Below are 11,365 nucleotides of genomic sequence, written 5' to 3'. Positions count from 1 at the left end.
AGGGTGACGACAATCAGTCATCACCCCAACATTTGACGGAGAACCTTTTAATTGTGACGGTTTCTGCCTCCGCCCTTTACATAGCCATCAGATTGCTTAAAAGGAACGTCTCCTATTTGGGACTCGATCCCTTCTTCATCTAGCCTTTCTTCGTATTCCTCCTGCTGCTTCGAGCGAAAAACTTTTCGGTTCTTGCCGTTTATATCATTGCCTAGGAAGCTTTCATAATCCTCAGGGAAGGCATCATTTTCATTTTCAGTTTCATATAATGTATCGTACGATTCATGGTCACCGGTGAAATCGGATGGAGTTTCTGATGTGCCGAAACGTGCAATTTCCCCAAAGCTGTCCTCTTTAACGTTCATTTCATTGTCAACACGCCGGTTTTCAAAATGGTCCCCGTGTGAGGGCTCCAGCACTTGTTCTTCCACTGGGCGATCCATACTCCGGCCATTCTCAGGTGTATGTTCCACACAATATAATGTGGCAGGCACTGCCTGTAGCCGCTCAAAAGGAATTTCTGTACCACAGGTGCTGCACTTCCCATATGTTCCATTTTCTATGGCTTCCAGGGCATGATCGATTTTTTTAATTTCTGATTCGGCATGCTCATCAATTGCCATATTTCTTTCACGTTCGAATAATTCTGTTCCCATATCCGCCGGATGGTTATCATACGAGCTCAGTTCCCCAACCGATTCACTTTGGCTTGTGTCAAACCAGCTTGTTTCATCTTGTTTGATTCTATTTTTGAGCTGCTCTTTTTGGTTAAGCAGTTCTTGTTCTATAGTATGGATTTGTTGATTGGTAACCATATTATACACTCCTTATCTGATTATGGTTTCTGTCAGGAATATATATTCAATACCCCAACTAGGAAGCATGGAAACTATACAAATTTTTCATGGACCATTTTTTACAAATAAAAACCCCCTGCCTGAAGGCAAGGGATATTCCAAATTATATAAAATAGCTGATAAACAGGCCGATCGATAAAAGGAAACCGAAGATCGTATTCGTTTGTGCGGTAGCTTTCATCGCCGGCATCATTTGTATTGGGACTGTCTTTCCAATGAATCCTTTTGTTGCTTTGACTGCTTTAGGAACACTTAGGAATACCAGCAGAACCCATGGAGAAACAGTTTGCGTAGCAGTGAGCCCTATCATCCAAAGGTAAGATATGCCGAACATGATACCGAGCAAGGATACTGCATTTTTCCGGCCGATTAATATGGCCAGCGTTTTTCTGCCATTTTCCTTATCACCATCCAAATCACGGATGTTGTTGGACAGGTTAATCAAACCGACTAGAATTCCTATTGGAATCGCCACTAACATTGATAATGTAGAAACATTCCCCGTTTGGATGAAAAATGAAATTAAAATGATCAGAAAGCCCATAAAGAATCCTGCGAAAATTTCTCCGAATGGTGTAGATGAGATAGGAAAAGGGCCGCCGGTATATAAATAGCCAATTGCCATGCATATTAAGCCAATAACGGCAAGCCACCAGGAAGATTCCATACATATATATACCCCAAGAAGGGTGGCGATTCCGTAGAGAGCTAGCGCCAGCCTCAGTACGGTTTTTGGGGCCATGCCTTCCCTGACAATAGCTCCGCCAATGCCGATCGATTCTTCATTATCCAGCCCGCGCTTAAAGTCATAATACTCGTTAAACATATTGGTGGCGGCTTGGATCAATAAGCTTGCTAGCAGCATTGCAATAAACAATAGGCCGTTAATGTGATTGTTTTGAATGGCAAGAGCAGTGCCGATCAAGACCGGAACAAAACCGGCAGTTAATGTATGTGGACGAGTGAGCTGCCACAGGACCTTCCAGTTAGATTTAGTATCCTGGAGGAGTGGAGCCGATTCAGTGTGATGTCGCGTTTGCATTTATTCTCTCCCCTGAAAATGTAATAATATATCGGTATGATAAACAAAAAACTAAATGTGAACGAAACGTTACAGAATAAGTGTAGAAAAACAAAAGGTTGGTGTCAATGCTTTTTAGGATAAACGTCCTCAGGTTTGAAAAGTTGGTTCATGAGATTATTATTGTGAGTTTATTTTTTTATATAATAAGGAAAAAAGTTGGCTAAACTTATGTTTAGAACGTGGAATGTTTGACATGGAGATAAATCGGGGTGTATCTTTAAATGAGTTTGTAACGCTTTTTAACGGAAAGGATAGGGGGATTTTGTCTTGGCAATCTCACACGAAAGTGAGCTGATAGACGGGCTTACAGAGGCACTCGCAGAAGCGAAACGAAAACAGCATAAAGTCCTCTTCAGCGAAGTTGTAGAAGTTGATAATATCAACCCCCTTTCATTTTATCGTGCAGGAAGAGAAGATTATCTGGGTGAACGCTTTTTTTGGCAAGATCCTGCGAAAGAAATGATCATCGCGGGATTGGGAAAAGCTGAGAAAGTTCAGGCCGCCGCACACCGTTTACGGTTTAATGATGTCGAACACAGCTGGGAAGCCCTTACCGGCAGCGCGATTAAAACAGGGATCCTGCAGAAGAATGGTACGGGGCCTTTGCTGTTCGGCGGATTTTCTTTTGATCACAAAAAAAACGGTTCCAGTTTATGGGATCAATTTGGAGATAATTTATTCTATATTCCTACATTCATGCTGTCTATCGTGAATGGACAAGGCTATTTAACGACTAATTTGATCTGTTCACCTGAAGACCATATACAGCTCTTTATGAAAATGATAAATGAACGGGATACACTATTAAACGGGGCAGTGATTTCCGAACCGGGAAAACGGGAAATCATGGAACAAAGGGAGATCGCACCCGAACATTGGAAAGATACCGTTGCAACGGCAATAGAAGAAATAAAGAAAACGGATTTGCAAAAATTGGTTCTTGCCAGGGAAATGCGGCTAGTATTCAAGGATCCGGTATACTCGGAACAGGTTCTTGAGAACCTGTCCCGAGAACAGAAGGAAAGTTTTATATTCAGCCTAGAAGTCGGAAGCGACTGCTTCGTCGGGGCATCCCCTGAACGATTGATCAAAAAGACTGGCAGTGAGATGTTTTCGACATGCCTTGCAGGGTCGATCGCTAGGGGAAAAGATAAGCAGGAAGATGATATGCTTGGAAATACGTTATTGCATGATCAGAAAAACCTGATTGAACACCAATATGTCGTTTCCATGATTGAACAAGCAATAAAGTCTGTATGTCATTCAGTGGATATCCCTAGACAACCAATGTTGATGAAAAACAGGCACATCCAGCATTTATACACTCCCGTAAAGGGCAAATGCGATGAATCTGTTTCTATTTTCCACGTAATGGAAAAGCTTCACCCAACACCCGCGCTGGGCGGGCTGCCCCAAGAAAAAGCGGTAAGAAGGATTCGTGAAATGGAGCAGCTTGAACGCGGATTTTATGCAGGGCCGATCGGATGGGCTGATTCTTACGGAAATGGTGAATTTGCTGTCGCTATCCGGTCTGCGTTACTGCAGGGTAAGGAAGCTTCCCTTTTTGCCGGCTGTGGGATTGTGGAAGATTCCACGCCTGAAAGCGAATATATTGAAACCTCGATCAAGTTTAAACCGATGCTAAGTGCCCTGGGAGGAATGCTGCATGAATGACAGAGAAGCGTTAACCGCATATACGGCCTCATTTATTGATGAACTCGCCGTGAATCAGGTAAAACATGTCGTAGTCAGTCCAGGGTCAAGGTCTACCCCTCTGGCATTGATGTTTGCTGAGCATCCTGATATTACCCTGCACTTAAATATCGATGAACGGTCAGCTGCTTTTTTTGCACTTGGGTTAGCTAAGGCGCTCCGCGAACCGGTAGCGATGGTCTGTACGTCGGGAACGGCGACGGCGAATTATTATCCGGCTATCATCGAGGCCTATTATTCCAGGGTGCCTCTAGTGGTCATGACAGCAGACCGGCCTCATGAGCTCAGGGATGTTGGAGCTCCGCAAGCTATCGACCAGATTCATTTATATGGCAAGCATGTGAAATGGTTTGTGGAAATGGCCCTCCCTGAACAATCCGATGAAATGGTCAGCTATGCAAGAACAATTGGAGCAAGGGCAGTAGCAACAGCTACCAAGCAGCCGGCTGGACCTGTGCACTTGAATTTTCCACTGCGCGAGCCTCTCGTTCCTTCGATAGGGAATGCGAAAAACTTTAGGATAAACCAGGAAGCGCGCACACCCAATGTTACCGTCCGTGGCGGTGAGCTGCAGTTGCCTTCAGGACAGGCAGATGCTGTTACAAAGTTGCTTGAGGATTCAAAGCAGGGGATTATCGTATGCGGTGAGCTTGAGAGTGATGAAATAAGGGCCGCCATTATTTGTTTATCCAAAAAGCTTTCTTTTCCCATATTGGCTGATCCTTTATCACAATTAAGAAGCGGAACCCAAACCGTTGAAAACATTATTGACTGTTATGATACATTTTTGCGCGACGAACATGCTGCTAATCTTTTAGCGCCAGATTTGGTACTTCGATTCGGCCCTATGCCTGTTTCGAAATCACTGTTGTTATTTTTAAAAAAGCATCGTGGCACAAAGCATCTTGTAGTCGATAGCGGCGGCGGCTGGCGGGAACCAGCAGGCTTAGCAACCGACATGATATACAGCAATGAAGTCGCATTTAGCAGGGGGATTTGTGACACCATCCAGGCCAAGGAAAAGTCCTCATGGCTCCAAAGATGGAAGAAAGTGAATGCCACAACGAGGAACGCCCTCGAATCCATCCGTGATGAAGATGAATTAAGTGAGGGGAAACTGTTTTTGCTTTTGCAGGATTTAATGCCGGATTCATCGCAATTGTTCGTAGGAAACAGCATGCCCATCCGGGATTTGGATACATTCTTTTTTACCGGCGACAAGAAAATCAGGACATTTGCGAATCGCGGCGCCAACGGCATTGATGGGGTTGTATCAACGGCTCTCGGTGTCGGTGCGGTTTTGGACAACACGGTTTTAGTGATTGGAGACCTGAGCTTCTTCCATGATATGAACGGACTGATGGCAGCTAAGCTGCAAAAGACCAATCTTACCATCTTGCTAATCAATAATGATGGCGGCGGTATTTTCTCTTTCTTGCCCCAGGCATCAGAAAAAGAATATTTCGAGACATTATTCGGGACTCCCCATGGTCTGGATTTTTCACATGCCGTTGCGTTATATGATGGGAATTACACAAAGGCCGAGTCTTGGGATGAGTTTGCGGCTGCCTTTACTAAGTCGTTTGCTATTCCGGGCCTTAAGGTTATTGAGGTGCAGACTGCCAGAGACTCTAATGTCTTAAAACATAGAGAATTGTGGAGATTTGTTTCCCAGGAAATAAAACAATCGTTATTTGAGGAAAAATAATGAAGATAATCAGTAACAGTGTCGAATACCATGTGGAATTGAAGGGTGAAGGCAAGCCTTTGCTATTGCTTCATGGTTTTACAGGCAGCCTGGAAACCTGGAGCTCTCTCGTACAAAAGTATGAATCACGTTACCAGTTTATAATGGTTGATTTGATTGGGCATGGAAAAACAGACTCACCGCATGACTATACACGGTATACGACGGAAAAAGCTGCGGAAGATTTGAAAAATATCCTTGAGACTCTAGGCATAAAAAAAGCTTGCCTGCTTGGGTATTCCCTGGGAGGCAGGCTTGCTTTAAGCTTTGCTTGCATATACCCGGAGTATGTTGACAGGCTTGTCCTCGAAAGTGCTTCGCCCGGGCTTCTGACAGAAAAGGAAAGAAAAATCCGGAGAGAAAGTGACAGACAGCTGGCTGAACGGATTACAAGAAATGGAGTGGCTGATTTTATCGAATATTGGCAAGGCATTCCCCTTTTTAAAACACAGCAAAGCCTGCCAGAGGATAAGAGACAGGAAATGCGGAGGCAACGCCTGTCAAACTCTGAAACCGGCCTTGCGGGCAGCCTGCTTGGCATGGGGACAGGTTCGCAGCCTTCGTGGTGGGATCATTTGCAGAACCTTCAATTCCCTGTCATGCTTGTCACAGGGGAATTTGATGAGAAGTTTTGCACTATCGCGCGCCAAATGCAAAAACTTATAAACAATTGCGAATGGAAAATAATAAAGGGTGCCGGCCATGCGATTCATGTGGAAGTTGATGAAAAGTTTGGTAAAATAGTAAGTGAGTTTTTAACGAACGATTAAAGGAGGAGAAATGAATGGCAATTGAATGGGCAACAGTCCGGGAGTACGAAGATATTCTTTATCAAAATTATAATGGGATTGCACGCATTTCCATCAATCGTCCAGAAGTACATAATGCATTCCGTCCAAAGACGGTAATGGAATTAATCGATGCCTTCTCAAGGGCTAGGGATGATTCAAGTGTAGGCGTTATCATTCTTACAGGAGAAGGCGGAAAAGCATTTTGCTCCGGAGGGGACCAAAAAGTTCGTGGACATGGCGGTTACGTAGGGGAAGATGAAATCCCTCGTTTGAATGTTTTGGATTTGCAGAGATTGATCCGTGTCATTCCTAAACCGGTTGTAGCTATGGTAGCCGGATATGCTATTGGCGGGGGCCATGTACTCCATGTCGTCTGCGATTTAACGATCGCGGCGGACAACGCTGTATTTGGCCAAACAGGACCTAAGGTGGGGAGCTTTGATGCAGGCTATGGCTCCGGTTACCTTGCCCGTATCGTCGGCCACAAGAAAGCCCGTGAAATCTGGTACCTGTGCCGCCAATACAGTGCACAGGAAGCGCTGGATATGGGATTGGTCAATACAGTGGTTCCTTTAGATCAATTGGAAGAAGAAACGGTGAAATGGTGCGAAGAAATGCTTGAAAAGAGCCCTACAGCTCTTCGTTTCCTGAAAGCAGCCATGAATGCTGATACTGACGGGCTTGCCGGCCTACAGCAGATGGCAGGGGATGCAACCCTTCTTTATTACACAACCGACGAAGCCAAAGAAGGCCGTGACGCGTTCAAAGAGAAGCGTAAGCCGGATTTCGGAAAATTCCCTCGCTTCCCGTGATCTTAGCACGTACGACAATAATGAACCAAAAACAGCTTGACGGTTTCCCGTCGAGCTGTTTTTATACAAAGGCAGCTAGGGAACGAATTCTCTTAAAAGGAGAAAGATGAAAGATGATAACTGAAGAAAGACTGCCGAATTGGCTGAAAAAAAGGGCCGAACTCACTCCTGAGAGGGTAGCCGTCGAATTTGAAGACAGACTATATACATTTCGTGAACTGGATGAATTGGCGGAGGAAAACGCAAGGAAGCTCGCCTCCGTAGGTCTCCGGCCAGGGGATGCATGTGCTGTGTTATTAAGAAACCATATTGACAGCGTGATTATGATCCATGCGCTTTTCAATGCGGGGATTACCATCGTGATGTTGAACGGCAGGCTGACAGCAAGGGAATTGGGCTGGCAAATCACAGACAGCGAGTCTAAGTGGCTGATATCAGAGGAGTTTTTCTCCAGTAAGCTCGAAGGGATCGCAACTGATATTCCGCAAACGGAAATCTTAAGAAAAGAAAAAATCCGGTCGCTTCCTGTTACGGCAGAGTCATATTCTCAGGCAGAATTTCTGCTTTCGGATGCAGCTACGATCATGTATACATCAGGAACCAGCGGGAAACCCAAGGGCGTGATCCAAACGTTCGGCAATCATTGGTGGAGTGCGATGGGGTCTGTACTCAATCTAGGCCTCTCAGAGGAAGATTGCTGGTTTTGTGCTGTTCCCATTTTTCATATAAGCGGCCTATCGATCCTAATGAGAAGTGTAATATATGGAATCAGAGTGGTCCTTGCAGAGAAATTTGATGAGAAAGTAGCCAACGAAATGATCATGGATAGAGGGGTTACTGTCATTTCGGTTGTGTCCGCGATGTTAAACCGAATGTTGCTTTCATTGGGAGAACAGCGCTATCCGGAACATTTCCGCTGTATGCTCCTTGGCGGAGGCCCTGCACCCAAACATCTTCTTCAAGAGTGTACAAGAAAGCAAATCCCAGTCTATCAAACATATGGGATGACCGAAACATCCTCTCAAATCGTAACCCTTGCTCCTGAGTACAGCATAAAAAAAATTGGTTCTGCAGGAAAACCATTGTTCCCTTCCCAATTGAAAATTGAGGTTGATGGCCGTGCTGCCTTAAAAGGTGAACCAGGGGAGATTGTAGTGTCCGGCCCTAATGTAACGAAGGGATATTTAAACAGGGAAGAAGAAACGAAACGGGCAATAAAAAATGGGTGGCTGTACACCGGGGATATTGGTTATTTGGACAGTGAAGGATTTTTATATGTAATGGACCGCAGATCTGACTTGATCATTTCCGGTGGGGAGAATGTCTATCCTGCTGAAATCGAGTCGGTGTTAAGCTTACATCCAGCAGTTTTCGAAGCAGGCGTCACGTCCAAGAGTGACCGGATGTGGGGGCAGGTGCCGGTTGCTTTTGTTGTGCCGTTCCCAAACAGCCAGCCAGCCAAAGCGGAGTTAATTGATTTTTGTAAGGAACAATTGGCTTCCTATAAGGTGCCTGGGGAGATTATTTTCTGCGATTCTTTGCCGCGTAATTCATCTAATAAACTGTTGCGGCGTGAGTTGAAACAGTGGCTGGAGGAACGCGGATAACGTTTGGTATTTTCTAAAAGTAAACGGTCATCAGACGGACGCTCATCAAATAAGGTTACGGCACCACATTTTTTATAAAAATGGGCGAGTGCCGCTTTTTTTTGCCAGATGGAAATAGGTATAATAATACTAATCACAATCATAAAAACACACGGGAGGCAGGGAGCTGACGTTTCTATGAAAAAGCCTTATCTAATTGCAGAGATTCTGTTAAAAAGAGGAATGCCTTTGGCTGTTGTGAAGGAGATTACTGATTTGGCCGAGCATGAAATTCAGCGCTTGAAGAGGAAGTGTACAGAACCGAACACTGCTCTATAGAATGAAAAAAGAGGACCGGAAATCCGAAGAAACGCCTGCATCCGGTCCTTTCTTTACGCAGCGGACTTTTACCGCTGCCTTTTTAGGATATATTTATTGATCGGCCTGCCGATTCCGCCATATTGAATATCTAAATCAAGGAATCCTGCCCCTTTCAGATAATCGAGGTACCGTCTTGCTGTTACACGCGCGATGCCAATTCCATCGGCCACCTCTTCTGCCGATAACGGGGTCAGTTGGTTATTCAAAAGTTCTTTAATTTGGCTAAGCGTGGCTGCATTTAATCCTTTCGGAAGGGTTTCCTTATCTTCTGCTTTCCCGCTACCGTGATCTCGATCCTTTTGAAACATAATCTTATCAAGTTCGGACTGTGACAAAAAAGCATCTTCGCTATGCTGTGAGCCATATTCATAATATTTTTCCAGCGTTTGTTTAAGCCTTTCGAATTTAAATGGTTTTATTAAATAATCAAATGCGCCATTCTGGATCATTTTTCGAATGGTTTTCTGGTCGTTGGCTGCCGAAATCACGATTACATCGACATCTGTTTGTTGCTTTCTGATTTGATGGATGGTTTCTATACCGTCAAGGATAGGCATGAAAATGTCCATGATCACAAGATCAGGGGATAGATCGCGGATTTTTTGCAAACCATCCTGGCCGTTGGATGCAACATCGATTACTTTGAAGCCATCAACCTTCTCGATAAATAGACGGTTCACTTCCTGTACCATTGGATCATCTTCAATAAGAAGAACCCTGATTGTTATTTTTGCCATAGCGATCCTCCTTAAGCTTATTCATAGGGAACCTTAAGTAAAAAGCAGTACCCTCGTCCGGTCCTGAAGTAACTTGGATTTCCCCTCGGCCCTTTTCGACGATTTGGGAGATAAGGTACAGGCCGATGCCTGATCCGTCCGCCCCTTTTGTAGTGAATCCGTAATCAAAGATGTTCGGTTTAATGTTCCTGGGAATTCCGCTTCCGTTATCCTCTACAGCTATCTCACAGAAGTGATCATCCTGGTTTATATATAGATAGACTTGTTTTTTTTCTTGATTTTGGTCTTTCAATGCAGCAAAAGAGTTTTCGATCAAGTTGCCTAGAATAAGGACAAAATCGTGATGGTCGAGATCCTCGGGAAAACGGTCCAGGCTGGTATGCTTGTCGATCAGCAATTCGATATCCAGTTCTTTTCCCCTTGATACTTTACTAATGAGCAGGCCCGCAAGGCTATCGTGATGAATATGCTTGCTCAGGAACCTGGTCAGCTCTTCCTGCTCCTCTGTTATTTGGAATACATAGGCAAGAGCTTCATCAAGTTTTCCGAGTTGTATTAAACCGGAGATTGTATGCAGTTTATTCATATGTTCATGGTTTTGCACCCTCAAGGCCTCTACAAAGGTTTTAACACCGGTAAGCTCTTCCGCAAGCTTAGTGGCATCTGTACGGTCCTGGAAGATTGATACGGCACCGATCGTGCCATCTTCCAGTTTGATGGGCACCCTGTTGGACACAATATTGCGGTGCTGTACCGATATCTCTTGATTATAAATCGGCTCTGACCTTTTCAATACTTCAGGAAGCCTTGTGTCATGGATGACTTCTCTTATCTGCTTCCCAATCACATCTCTGCTGATGCCGAATAGCTGCTTAGCCTTTTTATTAAAAATGGTGATCCTTTCTCGATTATCGATAGCAATAACGCCCTCATGCATGGCGTTGAAGGCGGCAGTCCTCTCAACCAGCATTCTTGAAATCTGGTGGGGCTCCAGATGAAAGGTTTCCCGCTTGATATGCCTGGCTAGAATCCAGGATCCGCATGCTCCAAATAGCAGGGTCAGGAATAAAAGAACGAATATATCTTTTTTTAAGTCTCCTACCATTTCCGTGAAAGTGGGAAGGATGTTGCCTACAAGAACAACCCCTACCTGCTCGTTTTCTTTATCCAAAATCGGTACGAAAGCCCGTACGGAAGTGCCTGATTCCCCTGTGGCCTCTGATAAGTATTCATGCTCTGCAAAAGCGGCACTTTCATCTTCGCCTTGTGAAACCCTACCCAATTTCTCAAAAACCGGATGGGAGTAGCGGAGTCTTTCTTGATTCATGACAACGATATAATCGGCACCATGGATTATCCGCAGGTTTTCGATGATTGGCTGCAATGAATGCCACCCTCCAGGTTCCTGTACATACATTTGCACCTCAGGCAGTTCGGCGATTGTATGGGCCGTGATCATCGACCGCTTGCCAAATTCGTCTTTCTTTAAGGACACAGCATTGCCGAGCAGAAAAATGCCGCCTATCAGAATGGAAAAGGCAACGATCCCGAATGAAAGCAACGTGATTTTCCATTGAATCGGCATGTGGCCGGATTTTCCCATGATGATCTCCTCCAATATTTCTACAATAATTTTATCATGAAAAAAACGCTATGC

Annotated in this window: 10 protein-coding genes; 6 read left to right on the top strand and 4 right to left on the bottom strand. The window is 44.6% G+C overall.

What is annotated here, in order from left to right; genetic code table 11:
* Window positions 1–47: 47 nt before the first annotated feature.
* Both D0466_RS01675 and D0466_RS01670 read right to left on the bottom strand, forming a co-directional pair.
* On the bottom strand, window positions 48–815 hold the full coding sequence (locus D0466_RS01675) for a TraR/DksA C4-type zinc finger protein (RefSeq protein ID WP_117320831.1): 768 nt from the start codon (window positions 813–815) through the stop codon (window positions 48–50).
* 145 nt (window positions 816–960) lie between these two features.
* Window positions 961–1,899: a 1,4-dihydroxy-2-naphthoate polyprenyltransferase gene (locus tag D0466_RS01670; protein ID WP_117320830.1), complete on the bottom strand. Its 939-nt coding sequence runs from the start codon at window positions 1,897–1,899 to the stop codon at window positions 961–963.
* Between the two features lie 309 nt (window positions 1,900–2,208).
* Between D0466_RS01670 and D0466_RS01665 the strand changes: the two genes are divergently transcribed.
* From D0466_RS01665 to D0466_RS22005, 6 genes are all read left to right on the top strand, one after another.
* Window positions 2,209–3,615, top strand: a complete 1,407-nt coding sequence (locus tag D0466_RS01665; protein ID WP_117320829.1) for an isochorismate synthase — start codon at window positions 2,209–2,211, stop codon at window positions 3,613–3,615.
* The gene (gene menD, locus D0466_RS01660) at window positions 3,608–5,362 is read left to right on the top strand and encodes a 2-succinyl-5-enolpyruvyl-6-hydroxy-3-cyclohexene-1-carboxylic-acid synthase (RefSeq protein WP_117320828.1); all 1,755 of its coding nucleotides are present in this window, start codon (window positions 3,608–3,610) and stop codon (window positions 5,360–5,362) included. The genes D0466_RS01665 and menD overlap by 8 nt, the downstream gene beginning before the upstream one ends.
* Window positions 5,362–6,171 carry a 2-succinyl-6-hydroxy-2,4-cyclohexadiene-1-carboxylate synthase gene (gene menH / locus D0466_RS01655; protein WP_117320827.1) on the top strand — a complete coding sequence of 270 codons (810 nt, stop codon included), beginning with the start codon at window positions 5,362–5,364 and terminating at the stop codon, window positions 6,169–6,171. The genes menD and menH overlap by 1 nt, the downstream gene beginning before the upstream one ends.
* 14 nt (window positions 6,172–6,185) lie before the next feature.
* Entirely contained in the window at window positions 6,186–7,004 is an 819-nt protein-coding gene (menB, locus tag D0466_RS01650) for a 1,4-dihydroxy-2-naphthoyl-CoA synthase (protein WP_117320826.1), read from the top strand.
* A 113-nt stretch (window positions 7,005–7,117) separates the two neighbouring features.
* On the top strand, window positions 7,118–8,611 hold the full coding sequence (locus D0466_RS01645; RefSeq protein ID WP_117320825.1) for an o-succinylbenzoate--CoA ligase: 1,494 nt from the start codon (window positions 7,118–7,120) through the stop codon (window positions 8,609–8,611).
* 177 nt (window positions 8,612–8,788) lie between these two features.
* On the top strand, window positions 8,789–8,929 hold the full coding sequence (locus tag D0466_RS22005; RefSeq protein WP_158555777.1) for a hypothetical protein: 141 nt from the start codon (window positions 8,789–8,791) through the stop codon (window positions 8,927–8,929).
* Between the two features lie 68 nt (window positions 8,930–8,997).
* Here D0466_RS22005 and D0466_RS01640 read toward each other — a convergent pair whose 3' ends face one another.
* Entirely contained in the window at window positions 8,998–9,708 is a 711-nt protein-coding gene (locus D0466_RS01640) for a response regulator (RefSeq protein WP_117320824.1), read from the bottom strand.
* Window positions 9,674–11,311 (bottom strand): ATP-binding protein, encoded by a 1,638-nt coding sequence (locus tag D0466_RS01635; protein ID WP_117320823.1) that lies wholly within the window; start codon window positions 11,309–11,311, stop codon window positions 9,674–9,676. Before D0466_RS01635 ends, D0466_RS01640 begins: the two co-directional genes overlap by 35 nt.
* Window positions 11,312–11,365: the final 54 nt, after the last annotated feature.

The sequence above is a fragment of the Peribacillus glennii genome (genome assembly GCF_003429105.1).
Taxonomy (GTDB): Bacteria; Bacillota; Bacilli; order Bacillales; family DSM-1321; genus Peribacillus; species Peribacillus glennii.
This window is presented reverse-complemented; position numbering and strand designations above follow the sequence as displayed.